The organism is Nitrospirillum amazonense (assembly GCF_007828035.1).
In the GTDB taxonomy this organism is placed as follows: domain Bacteria; phylum Pseudomonadota; class Alphaproteobacteria; order Azospirillales; family Azospirillaceae; genus Nitrospirillum; species Nitrospirillum amazonense.
On the sequence record NZ_VITV01000016.1, the window covers coordinates 31,734 to 54,327 of the forward strand.

General features: G+C 66.4%; 20 protein-coding genes. 7 read left to right on the forward strand and 13 right to left on the reverse strand.

The genetic code is table 11. The features are described from left to right. The first annotated feature begins 14 nt into the window (after nt 1-14). From FBZ87_RS26830 to FBZ87_RS26850, 5 genes are all read left to right on the forward strand, one after another. Nucleotides 15-1,091 carry an acyl-CoA dehydrogenase family protein gene (locus FBZ87_RS26830; RefSeq protein ID WP_145613649.1) on the forward strand — a complete coding sequence of 359 codons (1,077 nt, stop codon included), beginning with the start codon at nt 15-17 and terminating at the stop codon, nt 1,089-1,091. Between the two features lie 24 nt (nt 1,092-1,115). Continuing rightward, the gene (locus FBZ87_RS26835; protein ID WP_145613650.1) at nt 1,116-2,261 is read left to right on the forward strand and encodes an acyl-CoA dehydrogenase family protein; all 1,146 of its coding nucleotides are present in this window, start codon (nt 1,116-1,118) and stop codon (nt 2,259-2,261) included. 18 nt (nt 2,262-2,279) lie between these two features. Beyond that, the gene (locus tag FBZ87_RS26840) at nt 2,280-3,080 is read left to right on the forward strand and encodes a crotonase/enoyl-CoA hydratase family protein (protein WP_145613651.1); all 801 of its coding nucleotides are present in this window, start codon (nt 2,280-2,282) and stop codon (nt 3,078-3,080) included. A 274-nt stretch (nt 3,081-3,354) separates the two neighbouring features. Further along, nucleotides 3,355-4,326, forward strand: a complete 972-nt coding sequence (locus tag FBZ87_RS26845) for an aldo/keto reductase (protein WP_145613652.1) — start codon at nt 3,355-3,357, stop codon at nt 4,324-4,326. A 22-nt stretch (nt 4,327-4,348) separates the two neighbouring features. After that, nucleotides 4,349-5,206: an SDR family NAD(P)-dependent oxidoreductase gene (locus FBZ87_RS26850; protein WP_145613653.1), complete on the forward strand. Its 858-nt coding sequence runs from the start codon at nt 4,349-4,351 to the stop codon at nt 5,204-5,206. A 38-nt stretch (nt 5,207-5,244) separates the two neighbouring features. On the opposite strand, the gene FBZ87_RS26855 is transcribed toward FBZ87_RS26850, so the two are convergent. The 6 genes from FBZ87_RS26855 to FBZ87_RS26880 are packed head-to-tail and all read right to left on the reverse strand — an operon-like array spanning nt 5,245 to nt 11,863. Next, nucleotides 5,245-6,975, reverse strand: coding sequence for an FAD-binding protein (locus tag FBZ87_RS26855; protein WP_145613654.1), 1,731 nt, complete (start codon nt 6,973-6,975; stop codon nt 5,245-5,247). A 25-nt stretch (nt 6,976-7,000) separates the two neighbouring features. Continuing rightward, on the reverse strand, nt 7,001-8,041 hold the full coding sequence (gene dmpG, locus FBZ87_RS26860; RefSeq protein ID WP_145613655.1) for a 4-hydroxy-2-oxovalerate aldolase: 1,041 nt from the start codon (nt 8,039-8,041) through the stop codon (nt 7,001-7,003). Continuing rightward, nucleotides 8,038-8,973 carry an acetaldehyde dehydrogenase (acetylating) gene (locus FBZ87_RS26865; RefSeq protein WP_145613656.1) on the reverse strand — a complete coding sequence of 312 codons (936 nt, stop codon included), beginning with the start codon at nt 8,971-8,973 and terminating at the stop codon, nt 8,038-8,040. Before FBZ87_RS26865 ends, dmpG begins: the two co-directional genes overlap by 4 nt. 46 nt (nt 8,974-9,019) lie before the next feature. Next, nucleotides 9,020-9,853, reverse strand: coding sequence for a fumarylacetoacetate hydrolase family protein (locus FBZ87_RS26870; RefSeq protein ID WP_145613657.1), 834 nt, complete (start codon nt 9,851-9,853; stop codon nt 9,020-9,022). Next, entirely contained in the window at nt 9,828-10,640 is an 813-nt protein-coding gene (locus FBZ87_RS26875) for an alpha/beta fold hydrolase (protein WP_145613658.1), read from the reverse strand. Before FBZ87_RS26875 ends, FBZ87_RS26870 begins: the two co-directional genes overlap by 26 nt. Before the next feature lie 14 nt (nt 10,641-10,654). Next, the gene (locus FBZ87_RS26880) at nt 10,655-11,863 is read right to left on the reverse strand and encodes an acyl-CoA dehydrogenase family protein (RefSeq protein ID WP_211107233.1); all 1,209 of its coding nucleotides are present in this window, start codon (nt 11,861-11,863) and stop codon (nt 10,655-10,657) included. A 350-nt stretch (nt 11,864-12,213) separates the two neighbouring features. Here FBZ87_RS26880 and FBZ87_RS26885 point away from each other — a divergent pair, with 350 nt between their 5' ends. Beyond that, the gene (locus tag FBZ87_RS26885; RefSeq protein WP_186455011.1) at nt 12,214-12,858 is read left to right on the forward strand and encodes a TetR/AcrR family transcriptional regulator; all 645 of its coding nucleotides are present in this window, start codon (nt 12,214-12,216) and stop codon (nt 12,856-12,858) included. A gap of 41 nt (nt 12,859-12,899) precedes the next feature. Here FBZ87_RS26885 and FBZ87_RS26890 read toward each other — a convergent pair whose 3' ends face one another. Together FBZ87_RS26890 and FBZ87_RS26895 are read right to left on the reverse strand one after the other, a co-directional pair. Further along, nucleotides 12,900-14,327, reverse strand: coding sequence for an NAD-dependent epimerase/dehydratase family protein (locus tag FBZ87_RS26890; RefSeq protein ID WP_145613660.1), 1,428 nt, complete (start codon nt 14,325-14,327; stop codon nt 12,900-12,902). A gap of 329 nt (nt 14,328-14,656) precedes the next feature. Next, a complete protein-coding gene (locus tag FBZ87_RS26895) occupies nt 14,657-15,712 on the reverse strand; it encodes a 3-ketosteroid-9-alpha-monooxygenase, oxygenase component (RefSeq protein WP_145613661.1) in 1,056 nt (351 codons plus the stop codon). A gap of 244 nt (nt 15,713-15,956) precedes the next feature. Between FBZ87_RS26895 and FBZ87_RS26900 the strand changes: the two genes are divergently transcribed. Next, the gene (locus FBZ87_RS26900) at nt 15,957-17,708 is read left to right on the forward strand and encodes an FAD-binding protein (protein WP_145613662.1); all 1,752 of its coding nucleotides are present in this window, start codon (nt 15,957-15,959) and stop codon (nt 17,706-17,708) included. A 70-nt stretch (nt 17,709-17,778) separates the two neighbouring features. On the opposite strand, the gene FBZ87_RS26905 is transcribed toward FBZ87_RS26900, so the two are convergent. The 5 genes from FBZ87_RS26905 to FBZ87_RS26925 form a co-directional block, all read right to left on the reverse strand. Beyond that, nucleotides 17,779-18,099 (reverse strand): 2Fe-2S iron-sulfur cluster-binding protein, encoded by a 321-nt coding sequence (locus FBZ87_RS26905; RefSeq protein ID WP_145613663.1) that lies wholly within the window; start codon nt 18,097-18,099, stop codon nt 17,779-17,781. Between the two features lie 51 nt (nt 18,100-18,150). After that, nucleotides 18,151-19,386: an NAD(P)/FAD-dependent oxidoreductase gene (locus tag FBZ87_RS26910; protein WP_145613664.1), complete on the reverse strand. Its 1,236-nt coding sequence runs from the start codon at nt 19,384-19,386 to the stop codon at nt 18,151-18,153. 147 nt (nt 19,387-19,533) lie between these two features. Then, nucleotides 19,534-20,625 (reverse strand): hypothetical protein, encoded by a 1,092-nt coding sequence (locus FBZ87_RS26915; RefSeq protein WP_145613665.1) that lies wholly within the window; start codon nt 20,623-20,625, stop codon nt 19,534-19,536. A 233-nt stretch (nt 20,626-20,858) separates the two neighbouring features. After that, a complete protein-coding gene (locus tag FBZ87_RS26920; protein WP_145613666.1) occupies nt 20,859-21,302 on the reverse strand; it encodes a nuclear transport factor 2 family protein in 444 nt (147 codons plus the stop codon). A gap of 37 nt (nt 21,303-21,339) precedes the next feature. Beyond that, nucleotides 21,340-22,425 (reverse strand): alkene reductase, encoded by a 1,086-nt coding sequence (locus FBZ87_RS26925; protein WP_145613667.1) that lies wholly within the window; start codon nt 22,423-22,425, stop codon nt 21,340-21,342. Nucleotides 22,426-22,594 lie beyond the last annotated feature (169 nt).

Below are 22,594 nucleotides of genomic sequence, written 5' to 3' on the forward strand. Positions count from 1 at the left end.
GGGGGGCGGCGACGGTGAACGAGACCAGTGAAATCGTGCGGGACATGTCGGCCCGGTTGTTCGCCGACTTGGCGACCCCGGCCCGGCTTTATGAGGCCGAAGCCGGAGTTTGGGACCAGCCGGCCTGGGACCGGGTGCAGATGATGGGATTGCCCCTGGCCCTGGTGCCGGAGGAGGCGGGCGGCGTTGGATTGGAGGCGGCCGACGCCGCTGGGCTGGTCGCCAGCGCCGCGACCACCGCCCTGCCAGTTCCTTTGGCGGAAACCATGCTGGCCAACCGTCTGCTGGCCGATGCCGGCCTGCCTTTGGCCGAGGGACCGGCCACCCTGGCACCCGCCCGGCCCGGCGACCGCTTCACCCTGGAGCGGCGGGGGGCTGGCTGGCACCTCCATGGTGGGGCCGAGCGTGTGCCCTGGGCCAGCATCGCCGGTGACATCGTCATCGTTGCGGAGGCTGAGGGCCAGGTGCTTGCCGCCCGTGTCGCCCGATCGGACGTCACGCCGCTGCCCGGCCGCAATCTGGCGCTGGAGCCGCGCGATCGGCTGGAGGTGGATTTGGAGTTGCCCGGGGATGCCGTCGCCCCGCTGCCGGCCGGCATCACGATTTGCCACCCCCTGGCCTTGGGCGCGGCGTTCCGCACCGCGGCCTTGGCGGGCGCCGCCGCCCGCGTCCTGGACATGACCGTGGCCTACGCCAACGAGCGCAGCCAGTTCGGCCGGCCCATCGGCAAATTCCAGGCCGTTCAGCAATCCTTGGCCCTGATGGCGGGCCAGGTCGCCGCCACAAAGGGTGCCGCCGACCTGGCCGCGGGCTATCTGGACGCCTATTCCCAACCAGGAGGAGCCGACCCCCTTCCGGTTGCCATCGGCAAGGCCCGGGCCGGCGAGGCGGCGGGGATGATCGCCGCTATCGCCCACCAGGTTCATGGCGCCATCGGCTTCACCCATGAGCACGCCCTGCATTTCCTGACCAAGCGCCTGTGGTCATGGCGGGATGAGTTCGGCAACGACGCCCATTGGCAGCGCCTGATCGGCCGGCGCATGGCCGCCGCGGGCCCTGAGGGGCTCTGGCCCCTGCTCACCACCCTTTAGGCCCGGCCGACCCAAGGAACCATCATGTCCCATTTCGCATTCCCGCCCCCCATCCACCCGCCAGGCGCGGACGACTTGCGGGCCGAGGTGCGCCAGTTCCTGGCCGAGGAGCTGGCCAGCCGTCCCGCGTCCCAGCGCATCAAGTCCTGGAGCGGATACGATGCCGATTTCAGCCGTAAGCTGGGACAACGCGGCTGGATCGGCATGACCTGGCCCAAGGAATATGGCGGCCGGGAGCGGAGCGCGCTGGAGCGCTACATCGTTCTGGAAGAGCTGTTGGCCGCCGGCGCGCCCGTAGCCGCCCATTGGATCGCCGACCGGCAAAGCGGCCCCCTGTTGCTGAAGGAGGGGACCGAGGAGCAGAAGCGCCACCTCCTGCCCCGCATCGCCGCCGGCGAATGCTTTTTCTGCATCGGCATGAGCGAGCCTGACTCCGGATCCGACCTCGCGGCCGTGCGCACGCGCGCCGTAAGGACCCAGGACGGTTGGCGGGTCAACGGCACCAAGCTGTGGACCACCTACGCCCACAAGTCCCACTACATGATCCTCTATTGCCGTACCGGCGGTGTCGACGATCGGCACGGCGGCACCAGCCAGTTTCTGGTGGACCTGACGTTGCCGGGCATCACCATCCGCCCCATCGCCGACCTGTCGGGTGAGCGGCACTTCAACGAAGTGGTGTTCGAGGATGCGCCGCTACCCGCCAGCGCCTTGCTAGGCACGGAGGGCAACGGCTGGAACCAGGTGATGGGCGAACTAGCCTATGAGCGCAGCGGGCCGGAGCGCTTCCTGTCGACCTTCGTGCTACTGGTCGAATTGATCCGGGCGCTGGGAACTGATCCGTCCGACCAGGCGCTGGCCGTGCTGGGCCGCCTGGGCAGCCATCTCGCGGTGCTGCGGCGTTTGTCCCGATCGGTGGCCGGCCTGTTGCAGGAAGGGGCGAACCCGGCATTGCAAGCCGCCCTGGTCAAGGACCTCGGCGCCATCGTGGAACAGGAAATTCCCGAACTGGCCCGCCAACTGGTGGCGACGGAGCCGATGCTGGGATCGGACGACATCTTCCAGGCGGTGCAGGGCTACGCCATCCTGAACGCGCCCGCCTTCTCGCTTCGCGGCGGAACGCGGGAAATCCTTCGCGGCATCATCGCACGCGGCCTGGGCCTGCGCTGACCCAACCAGGGAATCCCCATGTCCGAACCGGTTCTATTCGAGCAGAGCGAGGGCATCGCCCTTATCACCCTCAATCGCCCCGAGACCCGCAATCCCATCTCCGACCCCGACATGATCGAGGCGATCCTGGCCGTCCTGGCGCGGATCGAGGCTGACCTGACGGTGCGGGTCGCCATCCTGACTGGCGCCGGAAGCGCGTTCTCCTCCGGCGGCAACCTGAAGAAGATGGGCGAACAAGGCGGCGTGAATGATCCTTTGCCCGCCCAGACGCGGCGCAACTACAAGCACGGCATCCAGCGGCTACCGCTGGCGTTCGCGGCGCTGGACGTACCCGTCATCGCCGCCGTCAACGGCCCGGCCATCGGCGCCGGCTGTGACTTGGCCTGCATGTGCGACCTGCGTATCGCCGGACAGAGCGCCCGCTTTGCCGAAAGCTTCGTCAAGCTGGGCATCGTGCCCGGCGACGGCGGGGCCTGGTTGCTGCCCCGGGTCGTGGGCTTCGCCAAAGCCAGCGAAATGGCCCTGACCGGCGACGCCATCGACGCCGCTGAAGCGCTGGCTTGCGGCTTGGTTTCCAAGATCGTCCCGGATGCCGAGCTGCTGGACCACGCCCGGGTGCTGGCACAGCGCATCGCTTGCAATCCCCCGCATGCCGTGCGCATGACCAAGCGCCTGCTGCAGAAAGCGCGCGACAGCAACCTGGAGACCGTGCTGGACCTGTCCGCGACCATGCAGGCCTTGGCCCATGCGACTGCGGATCACAAGGAGGCCATCGCCGCCATGTTGGGGAAACGCGCACCAACCTTCGTGGGCCAGTGAATAAAGCGCACCCCATCAGCTCATTGCATCATAATTTGCGTAGTTTTTTCCTTTTAAAAATACGCATACAGACTATAGTCTCGCCTTGGGGGAGCGCCAGGATGTGAGCGGATAAACGGACCGCCTGGGAGGGTGTCCGTCCCCGTACACGACAGGCAACCTGGGACAACCGAGCCGCGGCGCTGCGGCACCGGCCAGGTCACGCTCCCCCACCCCCGACTACGCCGCCATCCGACCAGACCCTGCTCAGCCAGCCTCATCAGAAGGTGATCCCATGCTCGAACGTGTCGCGCTTCATTCCGCCCTGCCCGCCGTCAGCCGGCTGTGCCTCGGCACCAACATGTTCGGAACGGCGGTCGACCAGGTCCGGGCCAACGCCTTACTGGATGCCTTCGCCGCGCTGGGCGGCAACTTCATCGACACCGCCCGGTCTTACGGCGACTGGATTCCCGACGCGCCCAAGGGCGCCAGCGAACGGGCGGTGGGCGCCTGGATGAAGGGACGCCGGCGTCAGGACATCGTCCTGGCCACCAAGGGCGGGTTCTTCGACCTCAAGGTCATGGATTATCGCAAGCGGGTGAACCCTGAGGACATCGCCAGCGACTTGGCTGAAAGCCTGGACCACCTGCAGACCGACTATATCGATCTTTATTGGCTGCATACCGACGACGACACCCAGCCTGTGGGCGCCCTGGTCGACGCGCTGATCGAACACCAGCAGGCCGGGCGCATTCGCCAGTTCGGCGCCTCCAACTGGTCCCCGGCGCGCCTGGAGGAGGCACGCGCCTACGCCCAGGCGATCGGCCATGACGGCTTTATCGCCTGCCAGCCCTTCTGGGGCTTGGCGGTCCCCAACCGCGAGGTCGCGGCTGTCTCGGGCTACGGTCCCTATTATGAGGACGGCTTTCAGCCCGTGCACGCCGCTGGCCTGGCCATGGTTCCCTATTCCGGCCAGAGCCGCGGCTTCTTCACCAAGCTGGCGGCCAGCGGCGAGCAGGGCCTGCCCGATGACCTGAAGGCCATGTACGTCAACGAGGCCAACCGGCATCGCTTGGCGGCGCTGACGCGGGTGGCTGAAATTCACGGTGTCGGCCTGAACACGGCGGCGCTGGCCTATCTGACGTCGCAGCCCCACCTGACTGTTCCCATCATCGGCGCCAGCAAGCCCGAGCAGTTGGCGGAGAGCGCCCGCGCCACCGCCCTGACGCTATCGGCCGCTGAGCTTGCGGCTCTCGCCACCGCGTGACCCTGACAGGGAGGTTGACGGGATGCCCGTGGGCAAAGTCGCTGTAGTGACCGGCGCCAGCCGGGGTGCGGGTGCCGGCATCGCGCGTGCGCTGGGCGCAGCCGGTTATACCGTCTACGTCACCGGCCGGACGACCGTGGAAGGGGCGGCGGCACTGCCCGGCACCATTGGCGCCGTCGCCGCGGAGGTTACGGCCGCCGGCGGCATCGGCATTCCCGTGGCCGTCGATCACGGGGATGACGACCAGGTGGCGTCGCTGTTCGATCGGGTCCGGAATGACCAAGGACGCTTGGATATCCTGGTGAACAACGCCACCGCCCTGCACGATGCCCTGGCCAGCCCCGGCGGCTTCTGGGAACGGCCGCGGGAGCTGGCGGATATCCTGACGGTAGGCTTGCGCTCCCACTACGTGGCCAGCTACCACGCGGCCCCCTTGATGATCGCCACCGGCGGCGGGCTGATCGCCTTCACCTCGTCCTTCGGGTCTGTCTGCTATATGCATGGGCCAGCCTACGGGGCCCAGAAGGCCGGGGTGGACAAGTTCGCGGCCGACATGGGGGTGGACTTGGCACCGCACGGCGTGGCCACGCTCTCCCTCTGGATGGGGCCGCTGCTGACCGCGCGGACGGCCCGCACCCTGGAACAGCGCCCGGACCAATACGCGTCCTTCATGGAACAGGCGGAGACGCCGGAATTCACCGGCCGCCTGATCGCAGCCGTCCACGCCGATCCCAACCGCATGGAATTATCCGGCAGCACGCAGATCGGCGCCGAGTTGGCGGCACGCTACGGCATCCGCGATGCCGGCGGCAAACAGCCGCCCTCCTACCGGGACATGCTGGGCAGTCCGCGCATTCCCCACCCCGCCATCGTGCGCTGACCCCTCGCAGACGGATTACCGACCATCCGTGGCAGCGGTCAGGTCCCTGTCTGCTCCGCCACCACCTGGCCCATCACCGCCCCGACCCGACGACCGGAGAAGATGCAGTCGGCGGCGGATAGGCCGCTGACGTAGAGATTAGAGCATATGCCCACCGCAGCGCGGCCAGCGGCATAGAGGCCGGGAATGGCACGGCCTTGGCTGTTCAGGACGGCACCGGTGTCCTCGTCCACGGTCAGTCCCCCCAGGGTCAGCGTGGGCAGCGGCGCCAGCTTGGCATCGATGGACATGTCCAGTGCATAGAACGGCCCGCGTTCCAGGACGGCCATGTTGTCAGCGCCCTTGTTGAACGCGTCGGACACGATTCCACGGGCCGCCTGGTTGTATCGGGTCACTGTGCGATCCAGCGTGGCGGGGTCAAAGCCGCAACGCTCCGCCAGGGCGGCCAGCGTGCGTGCCTTGCGGCGGCCGAAACGCATGGCCAGCATCGCGGGATATTTCTGAAAAGGCAGCACCTTCCCGCGGGTGACCTGCTGCCAAGCCTGGTCATAGAGTTGCTGGTCCAGGATCAGGTAAGCCCGCCCCCCGCGCTCCTCGCACATCTTCTGGCCGATGGCGGCGCCATACAGCATCTCATTGACGTAGCGCTCTCCCCGCCTGTCGACGATGACGCCATGGGCCCAGGCCAGAGGCGGATTGATGAAGCGCCAAGCGCTGACATGGTTCATGCGCGCGACGGCGCCCCCCACCGTCTGCCCCAGGCGGATGCCGCTGCCATCATCCCCAGGCGACCCCAGGGGCATGCCCTGGACATAGGCTGGCGCATGGTGGGCCACCATCGGCCGGTTGAAGATGAAGCCGCCCGTGCTGAGACAAACCCCTTTCCGGGCGTGGATAAAGCATTCCACCCGGCCGGTCCGCTCAATGGCGCGCGCCCTCTCCCACAAGCGGGATGCCCGCCAGTTGGCGAAGCCGGCCCCTGGGAACGACGGCGGGAACATGAGCATGTACTTCGTGCCCTTCGCCGCCAGCCGCTCATACTCGATGGCGTCCATGGTCCTCGGCGGAATATGCAGGACCCGCACGCCAAGGACATGGCCATGACGGTCCACCACCAGTTGCCGGCACTCTGCCTTGGTCCATAGCCGCACCCCCAACCCGGCAGCCGCCGCCTGCAGGGGGTAGTACAAGCCGACACCGTATCCGACGGCGGTGTTGGCGGCGGGCATGAACACCCGATGCCCACGCGGCGCCGGCTTGGCCACGGCGGCATGCTCGGGGGCCAGGCAGCTGTCGGAGTGGTAGAGGTAATAGTCGGAATGGGGGTAGCTGGTCTTTTCCCAATAGACCCGGCTGTTGAACGCCACGCCGTGGGCCTTCAACCACTCCACCATCTCGGGGCTTTCCGCGCAGAACCGGTGCAAGGTGCGGTCGGACACCACCCCCTCCGTTTCCCGGCGCAGATAGCGGTACATATCCTCCACCGTGTCCTCGACGCCGGCTTCCTGCTGCACCGAGGTGCCGCCGCCGGCGTACAGCACGCCGCCGTTCATGGCCGTGGCGCCGCCGCCGTGATAGCGGTCGACGGCGATAACGGACGCCCCTCGTTCCGCGGCCTCCACCGCCGCGGCGACGCCGGCACCACCGTAGCCGACCACCACCAGGTCCGCTTCCGCGTCCCAGCGCACCTCGCTCGCGTCCGCGACCGTCAGCGGCGCCTCGACAGCGGAATGCCAGCCGGGAGAGCCCGGCCTCTCCTCTCCGGTCATCTTGCCCTCCCCGCCCCCATGCGTCTCACGTCGCGGCCCGCGTCTCGCGCGCCTTCAGGATGTCCAACGCCACGTCGACGATCATGTCTTCCTGACCGCCCACCATGCGCCGGCGCCCCAGTTCCGCCAGCACCACGCGCGCATCGACTCCATAGGTCTTGGCGGCGGCCTCCGCATGGCGAAGGAAGCTGGAATAGACGCCGGAATAGCCCAGGCTTAGCGTCTCGCGATCCACCCGCACGGGGCGATCCTGCAGCGGGCGCACCAGGTCTTCCGCCGCGTCCATGAGGGGATAGAGCTCGCAGCCGTGCTTCCACCCCTTGCGGTCGGCGGCGGCGATGAACACCTCAAGGGGGGCGTTGCCGGCGCCGGCCCCCATGCCGGCCAAGCTGGCGTCGATACGCACGGCGCCGTTCTGGACGGCCACCAGCGAATTGGCCACGCCCAGCGACAGGTTGTGGTGGGCATGCATGCCGCGTTGCGTCTCGGGCTTCAGCACCCGGTCATAGGCCTGGAGCCGGGCGGCGACGCCGTCCATGTCCAAGGCCCCCCCGCTGTCCACCACATAAACGCAATGCGCACCGTAGGATTCCATCAGCTTCGCCTGGGCGGCCAGCGCCTCGGGCTCGATCATGTGCGACATCATCAGAAAGCCGGACACGTCCATGCCCAGGTCGCGGGCGGCCCCGATATGCTGCTTGGCCACGTCGGCCTCGGTGCAGTGGGTGGCCACCCGTACCGAGCGGACACCCAGCCCATAGGCGCGCTTCAACTCCTCCACCGTGCCCACGCCGGGCAGCAGCAGGGTGGTCAACACCGACCGCTCCAATACCTCGGCCACCGCCTCGATCCACTCCCAGTCGGTATGGGCGCCGAAGCCGTAGTTGAAGCTGGTGCCATTCAGGCCGTCACCGTGCGCCACCTCGATGGCGTCCACGCCGGCGCGATCCAGCGCCCGGGCAATGGCCCGCACATGGTCCAGGCCGTACATGTGGCGGATGGCGTGCATGCCGTCGCGCAGGGTCACGTCCTGGATGTAGATCTTTTCCCCCTGCGGGTTCTTCATGCCACGCCCCCTTCCAAGCGCTGGGCGATCAGGTTGCCTGTCGCCTCCGCCGCCGCCGTCATGATGTCCAGGTTTCCGGCATAGGGCGGCAGGTAATGGCCGGCCCCCTCCACCTCCAGGAAGACGGAGGTCTTGAGGCCGGTGAACTCGCCCAGCCCCGGAATCTTCAACCGGTTGTTATCGCCATAGCGCTCGAACTGGACTTCCTGCTTCAGCCGATAGCCGGGCACATACCGCTGCACCGCCTGGACCATGTCTTCCACCGACCGGCGGACGGCGTCCTCATCTTCGCCCAGGCTCAGGGTATAGACCGTGTCGCGCATGATCATGGGCGGCTCGGCCGGGTTCATGATGATGATGGCCTTGCCACGCTGCGCCCCGCCCACCAGTTCGATGCCGCGCGCCGTCGTGCGAGTGAACTCGTCGATGTTGGCCCGAGTGCCGGGACCGGCGGACCGGCTGGAGACCGACGCCACGATTTCGGCATAGGGCACCGGCGCCACCCGCGACACTGCCGCGACGATCGGGATGGTGGCCTGGCCGCCGCAGGTGACCATATTGACGTTGGGCGCGTCCAAATGGGTCGCCATGTTCACCGCCGGCACGGTGAAGGGGCCCAGGGCCGCCGGCGTGAGATCCACCACCCGCTTGCCGTCGGCGCGCAGCGCCGCGTCATGCGCCTTGTGGGCATAGGCCGAGGTGGCATCGAAGACGATGCGGATGTCGGCGTAGTCCGGCAGCTCCCGCAGGCCACCGATACCGTTGTCCACGGCCCGCACGCCCAGCCGGCGCGCCCTTTCCAGGCCTTCCGACGCCGGATCGATCCCGACCATCGCCGCCAGTTCCATGTGCGCCGACCGGCGCACGATCTTGACCATCAGGTCGGTGCCGATATTGCCCGAGCCGATGATCGCTACCTTGACCTTGGCCAAAGTCCGCTCCCTTCCCCGCGACCGGCGGCCGCGTGCTGACTGTCTGTTATTTGAACGTGATGGACGCCGTGCCGATGCCATCCAGCGTCATGGCGAAATGGTCGCCCGGCCGGGCTGGCTCCAGCGGCACCAGGGAGCCCGACAGCACGATCTCGCCCGCCTTCAGGGACACTCCGAAGCCGCCCAGGGTGTTGGCCAGCCAGGCCACGGCCGCCTGTGGCGACCCTTGCACGGCCGAACCGTAACCCTCGCTGAGAAAGGCCCCGTTCTTCTCCACCACCACCCGCACGGCCGGCAGGTCCAGCGCCCGGGGCGGCACCCGCGCGGCGCCCAGGACACAGACGCCGCAAGACGCGTTGTCGGCCACGGTATCGACGATGCCGATGCGCCAATCCTGAATACGGCTGTCGACGATCTCGAAGCAAGGCACCACCGCCTCGGTGGCGTCCAGAACGTCCTCCGGCGTGACCCCCGGCCCCCGCAGGTCCCGCTTCAGGATGAAGGCGATCTCGGCTTCCGCCCTGGGCTGGATCAGCCCGGCGCCGGCGATGTCGACGACGGCACCATCGGCCACGATCATGCGGTCGGTCAGGAAGCCGAAGTCCGGCTGGAAGACGCCCAGCATGTCCTGGACGGCCTTGGAGGTGACGCCGATCTTCTTGCCCACCACGTGCTCGCCATCCGCCTCGCGGCGGCGCAAGGTCGCCAACGAAATCCGGTAGGCGTCCTCGATGGTCAGGCTGGGATGGCGCGCGATCAGGGGAGCCAGCGTCCTACGCCCGCGCAGGGCGCCATACAGTTCCTGGGCCAGTCGCTCGACCAAGTCGGCGGGTGCGGGTTCGGCGGGACAGTTCTCAGTGCGTGAGGAAGTCGATGACATGGCGGTTGAACTCCCCGGCCCGCTCCACCATCACCCAGTGGCCGACCTTGTTGAACAGCATGAAACGGACATCCGGGCAGGCCGCCAGGAACTTCTGGGCGCCGCTGGCCGGGCAGAAGGCGTCCTCGGTCCCCCAGAAGCCCAGGATGGGTTGGGTCAGCTCCCCCAGGCGGGGGCTCAGATCGGGTACGCGCATGGTGGACAGCACCTGCTTGGGCTGTTGCCGGGCCACGGCATAGCGTTCCGCCACCAATGCGTCGGTGATGTGGACGGGGTCATGGACCAAGTTGGTCACCAGGCGGCGCTGATCGGCCTCGGTGAAATCCGGACTGGTGAAGTCCCCCACCATGCGGGCGATGCCCGGCATGGCGAAGTAGGTTTCCCGCGTCTCGATGCCGCCCGGCGCCATCATCACCAGGCGATCCACCAGCGCCGGATCATCCAGCGCGATCTGCATCGCGATGGCGCCACCCAGGGAATTGCCGACCAGCGTGGCCCTCTCCACACCCACCTCGGCCAGGGCGGCGCGCAGTGTGCCGGCGAAGAGGTCCAGCGTGTAGTCCACATGCGTGGGCTTGTCGCTGGCGCCATACCCGATCAGATCCGGCAGGATGACGCGGAAGCCCGCATCGGCGAAGGCCCGCCAGTTGCGGCTGAAATTGGACGCGGCGCTGGCGCCGGGCCCACTGCCGTGGATGAAGACGACGGTTGGGCCGGACCCGGCCACCGCCACCCAAAGTCGATAGTCGCCGGCCTGTACATGCCGGCCGGACAATTGCCAGTCCATGGTGGTCCCCCGCTTCAGCAGAAATGGACGGCCGGCGCGCCGCCCAGCAGCACGCCGCCGAGATCGGGCCCGACATTGTTGGGGTCGTTGGCGACGTGCGCGCGAGCGGCATTGACGTCCAGCCAGAAACGGATGATGGGGCTGCTGCGATAAATGGCGCGCCCGCCCAGCAGCGGCATGAGGCTGTCCACCAGGCCGGCACAGCGGGGCACGATGGTGGCCGACTGATATCGGTACATCAGCCGCTCCTCCAGGCTTAGCGGTTCACCGGCCGTCACCTTGCCGAGCAGACGATCGAAGTTGGCGGCCAGTTGCACCTTCATCTCATCGATCTGGGCACGGACGCGGGCCGCCGCCGCCAGGGACGCGGGGTCGGTCCGCGACACCTTGCCCGTGTTGCTCGACACCCGCTCCCGCACGATCCCCAGGTAGGCGTCCAGCGCCCCCTGGGTGGCACCGATCGCCGCCGTGGACACGGCCCGCACGAATACCTGCGCCCAGGGCAGCGCGAACAGCGGCGCGGTGTTCACCGTCTGGCCGGGATTGGTGCAGAGGAAACCGTCCGACGCCTTGTGGGTCCGGTGTTCCGGGACGAAGCCGTTTGAAACGACGACGTCATGGCTGCCCGTTCCCCGCAGGCCGAAGGTGTCCCAGGCCTCCACCACCTCATAGTCGGACCGGGGCAACAGGAAGGTGCGCATGTCCATGGGGTCGCCGGGGTTCAGCGGCGGAACGATGGCCCCCAGGAACACCCAGTCGCAGTGCTGGCAGCCGCTGGAAAATCCCCAGCGTCCGGAAAGGCGGAAGCCGCCCTCCACCCGCTCCACTTTGCCCACCGGCTGATAGGACGATGAGATCAGCGTGTCCGGCGAGGTGGACCACACGTCCGCCTGCGCCCGGTCATCGAACAGAGCCAGCTGGTAGGGGTGCACGCCGACCACGCCCAGCACCCAGGCGGTGGACATGCAGGCCTCAGCCAGGGTCATCTGGACATCGAAGAAGACCTGCGGCGCCATTTCGAACCCGCCCCAGCGCTTGGGCTGCAGGATGCGGAAGAAGCCGGCTTCGCGCATTTCCTCCACGGTTTGCATGGGCAGGCGGCAATCGCGCTCCGCCTCGGCCGCCCGCGCGCGCAGCGCCGGCAGCATGGCCCGGGCCCGGTCCAGCAGCTGGCCCGGCGTGGGAACGTCCCTGTCCCGTTGCACTTCGACCATCTTGTTCATGCGATGCCTCCCGTTGGCTTCGACGCGTCACGCCGCCGATTTACCATCATCATTCGTATTTATTGGTACGTCTAACTACGCAAATCGTCAATCATAAACGCATATGACGCGATTATCGGGAGATGGGAGACCCACAATTAACGAGGATGCACGAGCTGCGCGGATTCTCCCCCGTGTAAGCTAAGCCCGAAGAGACCTCAGAGAGGGAATCCCTGGACCATCCAGTGGGCGCAAAACCTCGCCGGCGGTACAACCAGGTCCCGATTTTCGTTTGTTTCCGCACCGACATGGATTAAACCCGGTGCATGGTCCGTAAACGCTTACTCAGTGCCGATCGGCGCGCCTTGATTTTGGAAGCCGCGATCCGGGTTTTCGCGGAGCATGGCTTTGATGGCGCGAAAACCCATCGTATCGCGGCCGAGGCCCAGGTTTCCGAGGCGCTGATCTTCCGGCACTTCCCGTCGAAGGAAACGCTTTATCGCTCCGTGCTGCGGAAGCTGATCCGGGATCAGAATGAGGCCTTCAAGGCGGTGGGGGAACTCAGCCCGGATGCCACCGGCCTCGTCACGATGATGCGGAATTATTTCGGCAACTGCCTGCGTGGCAGCCTGACCCCCAATCCCAACGCCATCCGCATCCTTTACGCTAGCCTGGCCGGCGACGGCACTTATGCCCGTCTGACCTATCGCCGTTCCCTGCGGCTCAGCCTGCCGTCATTGATCGACGCCCTGGCTGGCGCCCGGGCGGCAGGCGACTTGGTGGGAGCCCCCATCGACCCGATAAACATCGTGGCGATGCTGGAGCACCTCGGCTCCAACGTCACCGTCGCCCGCATGCGGGAGCCGCACTTGGTCCAGTACGCCGGCACCGAGGACCAGCTGCTGGAACAGATGATCCTTTTCTGCGGCCGGGGCATCGGCTTGCGGGAAGAGGTCATCCAGGCGCATCTCGGCGCCGACGCCGCCCTGTCGCTTCGGGCCGTTGGGACGAAATAACCCACCCGACGGCATGAAGCCCTGCAACAATCAGTGAACAATCAGCGGCCTTGGCGCCAAACCTGCGCGAAGAACGGGCTGCGCCGGGCCACGGCATCATAGCCATCGGGATCAATCATGCAGGTCGGGCACCAGTGCCCGCCGCGCAGCATGAGGTTGGGCGACATCTGGAACTCATGCCCCACAGCGCACCGCCAACCGACCGGTTCGTGGGGGTCGTGCGCATGGTCAGCCGTGCACTGACCGCCCCGGAATTCCGCCGCTTGGCGCAAATCCGACACAGTCCACTGCTCCTTGGGCTTGTTCTCGTCATATCCATGATCGAGGTATGACGGCGTGCGCGACGGCTGGCCTAGCGGAAACTGGGCCCAGTCCGAGGGGATTTGCTGCCACTGCGCCCGTGAGCCGAAATAGGCGTTGATGTGCGCCTCGTCCCCCTGTTCCAGCCAATGCAACGGCCCGCCCTCGCCCCGCGCCAGCTTCTCAATCTGCTTACGCGCGGCGCCACCGGCCAGCCGGGCCCCCCAGCGCACATAGAACGGCACCGCGGCCTTCAGGATCGCCAGGAAATCCGCCAGCGTCTCCCGGCGGAAGGGGACCAGTTCCTGCAGGCGGTCGGAATCGGTGTACCACTGGCCGTGGAAGTTCTGCGTGGCGAACCAGTTGGGTTGGAACACCTTGCGGAAATCGGAGAAGCCCAGCACCTTGAACATCGCCGCCGCGAATTCATGATTGACCACCCGCAGGTCGCCACCACCGCCGATGTTATAGAAATTGCGCCAGACCTGGTCCGGGACGCTGTCCTCGCAAAAGTTGGCCGCCAGGCGCCCCGAATCCCCCACGGTTACCCATTCCAGTACCCCGTTGAAGGGGCTGTGGAACATGATGGGATCCTGGATTTTCCAAAGATTGGCGTGGGCGATCCCGGTCTGGCGCAAGGAAACCCAATGCTTCAGGCCGGACTCGGCAACGATGGCTTCCGCCTGGGTCTTGCTGACAGCATAATGGTCATACTTGCTGATCTTGATGGGATCGCCGGTGCGCCCCCAATGGACCGGCGTCTGGCGATCACCGGTTTGGGCCACGGTGCCGATATAGACCAGCCGCACACGGTCCGGTGCCGCCTGCGCCTTGATCGCCTGGACGATGTTGCGCGCGCCACCGACGTTGACCTCCATGGTCAGCTTCGGCAAACGATCCGCCATGGGGGAAACCAAGCCGCCGATGTGCAGCACCTGGTCGGCGCCCGTCACACCATTCAGCACATCGGGGTAATGCCGCAGATCCCCCCAGACGATTTCCAGGTTGGGATGACCCTTGAAGCGTTTCAGGACAGGATGGTCACGCTCCTTCGGCAAGACCAGCGCCTTGACGCGGAAGCGGTCGGCGCGCTCCAGCAATTGCCGTAGGGTTTCTCCCCCCATATTGCCCGACGCCCCGGTGAGGAAGACTACTTTCTTGCCCTGCATCAAGACACGCTCCGCCTGAAAAGTTCGCCGATGACAGACCGGAGGTGACGGCCCTGCTTCGCGGTTCCCGCCCGCTCACTTTAACCAGAGGCGGTCGTCTCACCGCCACCACCATGGCAGCCGCCAAGGTGCCATGGTCATCCGCCCGCGCCGCCTGCAGTAAGCCCTTGGCGCAGGGACCCTCCCGATCTTATTAAGTATTTACTCACTTACTATGATGTGCCTTAAATTCCGCCCAGTTTCAACCGGCGGAAAACGCTATGGCGCGGGGTGCGGCGGTGACAGGGGCGGCCGCCCAGGGGAACGGCCCTGGCGACCGACCCCTATGGTCAGGCCCGGGTAAGCGGCAAGCCACGGGCCCCGAAGGTGCCGTTGGCCTGCGCCTGGAACCGTGCCGCCTCAGCCTTGGGGTTATAGAACTGCTTGTACCACTGGCGCAGCTTGGAGAAGGCCCCGTCTCCGGGAACGGCCAAGGCGGCCAGGCAAGCGCGCTTGTTGGCCCAAATCTCAAAATCCTGGGCCAAGGCAGCCAAGCTGCCAGCCTGCTGCTGCCGGGCGCCGGCGACATCGTCGTCGGTCGCGACGTCCTTGCCCGAATGGACCAAAAGGCCGTGCCAGGCCCGGACCACCCCGTCATCCACCGGCGTGTGGGCGATGTACATCACGGCATGGGCACCGTTGAAGTAAGACAAAAGGACGCCGGGGCCGGTGTAGAAGGTGTTCGTTTCCAGCATGAAGCCTGGCGCCAGGCTGCGATGCTGCGCCCCTTGGAACTGCCGCAGCACGACACCGTCGATGACGTTGCTGAAATATTCCGCCGGTCCACCGTGGGTCGGCCCCAGGTGGGCCACGTCAGCCATGTTGTCGACGATCTCCTGCGGATGGCAGGGCAACGTGCCCAGCTGGTCGATGCTCCAGTGCACATAGGACGGATGATCCCATTCAGGGATCAGCGGCAAGTCGAAATCGGGCGCGCCGCCCTCGGGGTCGTGCCAGGTGAAGAGGCAACCGTATCGCTCTTCCAGTACCCAGGTGCGCAATCGCGCCGCCGCCGGAATCGGCGCCTTGGAATAAGGGATTTCGGTGCATCTGCCGTCAGGCCCAAATTGCCACGCGTGATAGGGGCACCGTATGGAATCGCCCTCCACATGCCGGCCGTCCTGAATGACGTAGGACGTCGTGTTCTTGGCCAGATGGGTGCCCATGTGGGGGCAATAGGCGTCCACCATGTACGCCCGGCCACTCTGCCCCCGGTACAATACCAGGTCCTGCCCGAAGAAGCGCACCGCGGACGGCACCGACGTGACCTCCGGCGCCGCCGCCACCATGAACCATCCCCGGGGATAGGTGAACGGCCCCAGCCCATACTCAACGGTCTTCGCCACGATAACCTCCCTTGCCTGTTTCGCGCATCGGCGCTTATTCGTGGCGATCCTATCATGGCAATTTTCTACGCGAAACGCGTTTTCAATATCGATTGTGCTCCATACTGCGTATCTATTAACCTATAATTCTGCGATTATCGGATAACGTCGGTTGTGCCCACACTCTGCGGCCCTGGCACCTATCGGGTGTTCCAGGCCCGACGGATGTGACCGGACAGATAACAGCAAAAGCATGGGAGGACTTATGAGCAACAAACCCGACAGCCGCGGGAGCGAGGGGCCGAATGTCGACGTCATCATCGTCGGGTCCGGCGCTGGCGCCCTGATGGCCGCTGTGCGGGCCGCCGACCTGGGCCTGAAGCCTCTGGTGGTGGAAAAGGCCGCGTTGATTGGCGGCACCTCCGCCATATCCGGCGGCGGCATCTGGATACCCTGTAATGACGATCAGGCGCAGGCCGGTGTGCGCGACACGCTGGAGGACGCCTTCCGGTACGTGCGGACTTGCGCCAAGGGCTTGGCCAGCGATGACCGCATCCTGGCCTATGTCGAGACCGCCAGGCTGATGGCCCGCTATCTTGGCAGCATCGGGGTACCTTACCGCTGCATGCCGCTGTATGCCGATTACTACCCTTCCCTCCCGGGCGCCCGCCCCGGTGGGCGGACCATGGACCCGGCCGACTTCGACGCCGCGTCGCTTGGCCTGGAGGGCCTCGCCCAGATGCGGCCCGGCAATCCCGGGCAAGCACTGTTCGGGCGCATCAACCTCAATTCCTTCGACGCCCACACCATCCTGTCCCAGGGACCGGGCTCGGTGTCCGTCGTCTTGAAGAACATCCTGCGCTACGCCACGGACCTACGCTGGCGGCTTAAGACATCCAAGGACCGCCGCATGACCGGCGGGCAGGCCCTGGTCGCCGGATTGTTGCGGGCGGCGCGCCAGCGCCAAATCCCCATATGGGTGGACAGCCCGCTTCAGTCACTGCTGACGCAGGAAGGCCGGGTGGCCGGCGCGGTGATCCACCATCGCGGCCAGGACGTGCGCATCGTCGCCAAGCGGGGCGTCGTGCTGGCCGCCGGCGGCTTTGAGCGGAACCAGGACATGCGCAACCAATACCTTCCCAAACCGACTGACGCCCGCTGGACGGCGACCCCGCTCGACGGCAACACCGGTGACGCCATCCGGGCCGGCGCCGCCGTCGGCGGGACCCTCCACATCATGGACCTGAGCTGGGGCGTGCCCACGGTGAATGTCCCCGGTGAAGAGAAATTCCGTGGCGTCTTCGTGGAACGCTCCCTGCCCGGCTGTTTGGTAGTCAACGCTCTGGGTCAGCGCTTCGTGGACGAGTCCGGCCCCTATCCGGAATTCCAGCAGGCGATGATCGCCAACCACCAAGCGACGGGCGGCGCCATTCCGGCATGGATCGTTTTCGACGGCCGGTTCCGCGCCCGCTATCCCATGGGCCCACTGCTTCCCACCAGCCTGATGCCCGACCGCAAGGTACCCCAGGCCTGGTGGGACAGCGTCGTCTGGACAGCCCCGACATTGGAAGCCCTCGCCACGCGCATCGGCGTCGACCCCCAAGGCCTGCGGAACAGTGCCGACCGCATAGCCGCCTTCGCCCGCACCGGCAAGGATGAGGATTTCGACCGGGGCGGTAACGTCTTCGACCGCTATTACGGTGACGTCACCGTCAAGCCCAACCCCAACTTGGCCCCGCTGAGCCAGGCACCGTTCTATGCGATGCAGCTGTGGCCGGGCGACATCGGCACCAAGGGGGGCTTGTTGACCGATCGGGACGCCCGCGTGCTGGATGCCCAGGGCGTGGTCATCCCCGGCCTGTATTGCGTGGGGAACAACAGCGCATCGGTCATGGGCCCCGCCTATCCCGGCGCCGGTTCCACCCTGGGGCCGGCCATGACCTTCGCCTACCGGGCGGCCAGCCACCTGGCAGGCCAGCCCCTGCCCCTGGAGCGGCTCGATCTGCTGGCCGGGTGATCCGGGAAAAGCATGCCCGCGGCCTGGCGTGCAGGCCGCGGGCATCCGATGGCGGCGGACCGGAAGGATGTCAGCGTTGCGACACCGGCGTGTGAACCACCAGCCCATCCAATTCGGCCGTCAGGCGGATCTGGCACGCCAGGCGGGAATTCGGCTGCGGATCGACGGCGAATTCCAACATGGTCCTTTCCGCCTCGGCAGCGGGAGGAAGGCGGGACAGCCAGTCCGTGCTGACCATCACATGACAGGTGGCACAGGCACAGGCCCCGCCACACTCGGCGTCGATGCCGGGAACGCCATTACGCACCGCGGCCTCCATCACGCTGTCGCCGGCACCAGCCTCGATCACGGTATGGAGGCCGGTGGCGGAAACGTAAATCACTTTAGGCATGGTCTTATCCTTGGCACGAACCCTGTGAAGACGGCCCCGCCGCCTGGGCGATCAGACGGCCGCGTCCTTCAGGCCGACAGCGACATCCGCCAAACGGGCCGGAGAAACCGCCCGCCGTTGGGCGATCCATTGCCTGCCGGTCATAAATTCGGCCGGCATATTCACGGCCTCCACCGCCCTCACGGTGTCGTCCGTTCCGATATGGAACACGGCGAAGCGCCCTTCGGCGGAAACGCCGCGCATCACCCGGTGGACCTCGCTACCAGGCAAGCCGGCGAGTTGCAGCTTGACCTCATATTGGTCCGACCAGAACCACGGGACCTCCGGCGCCGGGGCCGGCAAGCCGCAAAGACTTGCCGCCACCTGGCGCGCCTGTTCCAAGGCGTTCTGCACGCTTTCAAGCCGGCCGGCCCCACCATTGAAGGGCAATGGCCTCCGGCTCACGTCGCCGATGGCGTAGATGTCCGGATCGTCGGTTCCGCAGGTGGAACTCACCCGGATACCGTCCTGGCACGCCAGGCCGGCGGCCTCGGCCAACGCGCTCTCGGGGATGGCGCCGACGCCGACCAGAACCGTATCGGCTGGAATTGCCGTTCCGTCGGTCAGCATCACCTCCGTCACACGCCCGTCCCGCCCCCCGATGGCCTCCACAGCCGCCGAAAGGCGCAGGTCCACTCCTCGCGCGGCGTGCAGGGCGGCATAAAAGTCCGAAACCTCCGGACTGGCGACGCGGGCCAGCAGGCGCGCTTCACGCTCCACCACCACGACATCCCGCCCCAGGGCACGGGCGGCGGACGCGACCTCCAGCCCGATATAGCCCCCGCCGATCACCACCAGCCGTCCGGTGGAGCCCAACCGGCTTCGCAACCCGTCCGCGTCAGCCACAGTGCGCAGCGTCACCACGCCGTCGAGCCCCGCGTCGGGGACAGGCAAGTCCCGCGGCCGCGACCCGGTGGCGAGGATCAGCACGTCATAGGGAACCCGGGCGCCATCGCTCAGCACCACCACCTTGGCGCCGCGATCAAGGGCGACAACCCGACACCCGCAGCGCAGCGCGATCCCTTGCTGCTGGTAAACTTCGGCCTTGCGCAGCACGACACCGTCGAAGGAAACCGCCCCCTTCAACCAGGCCTTGGACAGGGGCGGCCGCTGATAAGGCAACTCGCCTTCCGCGCCCAGCAAGGTAATGGCCCCTTGCCATCCATTTTGCCGCAACTGCAAGGCGGCACTGGCACCAGCGTGGCCGGCGCCGACAATGACGACATTGCGGTTCACATTCTGCCCCACGCGTGGTTCCCACCTTTTCTCTCGCGGCCAGGCAGCACCGGCCCATCGATAGGGGAACGGCCGCCCGCCATCACCGCAGTACCGGCGATGCGAACGGCCGCCCCGCTGGGGAAGGCCGACAGCCTTCCCGCCGACAACAGCACCGCGTCACGCGGCCCGGGCGCCCCCAATGCGCAAGGGCGACAGGGGGGCATCGGCCGGATACTGGACCGGCGGCCCGAAATCGTAGGCCGCGTTCAAGGTGCGAATGAAGAGCGGATCGGCCAACGGATCGGCGGGCGGGGTGATCTCAATCCCCTTGGAGCGCACGTCCTTGATCAGGGTCTCGAACACCTGGTCCAGCGTCAGATCGGCCGAGCGATCCATATTCTTCTTCAACTCGGCATAGTCCTCGAACACCTCAGCCGACCAGTGCACCAGGAAGCGCAAATCGTCGGTGGAATGGCGGGCGATCACCCGATCGCCCGTCTTGAGGAGCCACCCGTTCCGGTCGGACGGGTCCCCCTGGAAGACAGTGTCGAAGCCAAGCCCATCCGGATATTGCTGGTCGCGTGGCCCGTTAGCCTCCCCCCGGTGCAGCATCATCTCGTTCTGCACCAGGACGCCGCGGTTGTAGACGGGCGGCATCAGCCGCTTGGGCGGGTTGAGCGGCCCCTCGGGCCAGTAGGTGAAGCCACTCTGAGGATCGTTGGAGAACCAGGTGATCACCTGGGCCATCTTGATCAGGTAGTCCTTGAACAGACCCGATTTGCCCATGACGCTGCACAGCCAGGTCGGCGCGCTCTCATACCGGACGCCACGGAAGCTGGGCGTGTCCAGATGGCCGGGGTCGGTATTGGCGCAGGGGCCGTTCACGTTGAACAGCATCATCTGCGGCTTGGCGTACTGCGCCTTCCAATAGGATTTGGCGTAATCCAGGAAGCGCTGGTTATAGAAACAATCCGCGATCTCGGAATACAGTGGTGCGGAATAACTGGCGTAGTAGCCGCGGAAGGTGGGCGTCAGGAACATGTCCAGGGTCGGCGTGATACCCGCCGGCATAGCACCCGACAAGGTCGCGATCAGCGCATCCACGGACGAGAAGTGCTGGGCGATGATCAGCTTCCAGGGACCGTTGCGGTGCACCACGTCCAGCAGCCGCTGGCGCTGGTCCTCGGTGTAGATGTCCACCAATTCCCGCGGCGGCGCCGCCGGACGAAGAATATTGGACAAATGTTCCCTGCGGGCATCGGTGTTCATCGTTCGCTCCCTGGCAGGAAGGCCGCCCCTACTGGGACCAGTCGCCCCCCTTCTGTGATTGTTCCGGGATTATAGGGAGGCGCCATCGGCCACGCAACGCGAAAACAGGATGATGCGTAATTATTAACATCTTTAACTACGCATTATGAATTTATTTCGGCATAAATAGACGCCCTTGCGCATGCTTGCGGCGGAGATGGCGCGTATCTTTGCCCCCAAGATAACGAAGACCTTCAGGTCGGCTCGCCGGCCGAGGTGAAGGCGTCCATGGTCCAGAACGCCCGCAGCGACGTGATGCGATACGTATCATCGAACGCCACCACTTCATGGACGGTCAGACGTTCCACAGGCGCCCCGGCCTTCTCCATTCCCATGGAAAACCGGATCAGGGCCTCCCGCCCACCGGGGACGAACACCTCCAACACAGGCGCGAAGCGATAGCCCCCTTGCTCCGCCATCGCCCAGAAGGCACGAATGGCGTCAAGGCCACGATGGAGTGGGCCGCCGACAGGATCCTCCACCACGGCGTCGCCGGCGAACAGCGACGCCCGCGCCGCCGCGTCACCATCGCGCCAACTGGCCAAGTACGCCTCCACCGTGCGGCGCTGACGGGCCGGGTCCTGCGCCACCGTTGACCGCGTCATCGCCTGTGCCAGATCTCGGGCGTCCGCCGACATTCGTTCCTCCTGTCATATGAGATTGGTGTTGATAGTGTCACGCGCCGACGGCGACGGGCACGTCCGCGCTCCATTGCGGGTAATCGGTGAACCCCCGGGCGTCGCCGCTGTAAAAGGTGCCGCGATCGGGCTCTACCAGCGGCGCCCCGTTGCGGAAGCGCGCGACCAGGTCAGGGTTGCTGATAAAGAACCGGCCGAAAGAAACCGCCTCCAACCGCCCATCGCTCAGCAGCTTCTGTGCGCTGTCCAGCGTCAGGCCGCCGTTGCCAATCACCGGCCCGGTCCAATGCTGCCGCACGAAGGACAAGGGCTCCAACTCCGGAATGGGCGTGTTGATGAGGTGAAGGTAGGCCAGCCCTAAGGGCTCGACGGCCCGCAGGAGCGCCGTATAGGTCGCCACCGGCTCTTCATCCTCCATGTCGTTATAGCCGTTGCCAGGCGAAATGCGGAACCCCACCCGCCCAGATCCGATGGCTGCGGCCATGGCTTCCAGCACCTCGATGACGAACCGGGCACGGTTCTGAGGCGAGCCGCCATAGCGGTCCGTCCGCTGATTGGTGCCCGTCGCCAGGAACTGCATAGGCAGGTAGCCGCTGGTGGCGTGCAACTCCACGCCATCGAAGCCTGCCGCCCGGGCGTTCCGCGCCGCCGCGGCCATTTCATCGACGACACCGGCTATCTCGGCTGTCGCCAGCGCACGGGGTTCAGCGCAGGGCGCCATGCCGGCGGCGGTATACAGGGCCTGTCGGCTGCGAATGGCCGAGGGCGCCAGGGTTTCAGCCCAGGGGTCCTTATTCCCCGCCGCCCCGACCCGCCCACAATGCATCAGCTGCATCACGATGCTGCCACCAGCGGCGCGCACACCCGCCGTCACGGCATGCCAGGCCGCCATCTGCAGCGGCGTATGGATGCCGGGGGTTCGGAAGTAGCCCTTGCCATGGATGCTGGGCTGCACACCTTCGCTGACGATCAGGCCGGCACCGGCCCGTTGACGATAGTATTCCGCCATGTCGGCCGTGGGCTCGTCGTTCACCCCCGCCCGGCAGCGGGTCATGGGGGCCATCACCACGCGATTGTTGAGGGTGAGGTCGCCCAGGCGAATGGGCGAGAAGATGCTGGCCATGGTTCACTCCGGTGGAAGCCCGAGCCATTCGCGGCGCCCAAACCGGCACGGCCGATGCTCATGGCACCGACGAGGCGGGCGCTCACTCGAGCGACCGCCACATTGTCAGAATCAACGGTTCAGATCCACACCAATCACACTTTGCGTATTTTTAGCGCGTAAATATTAC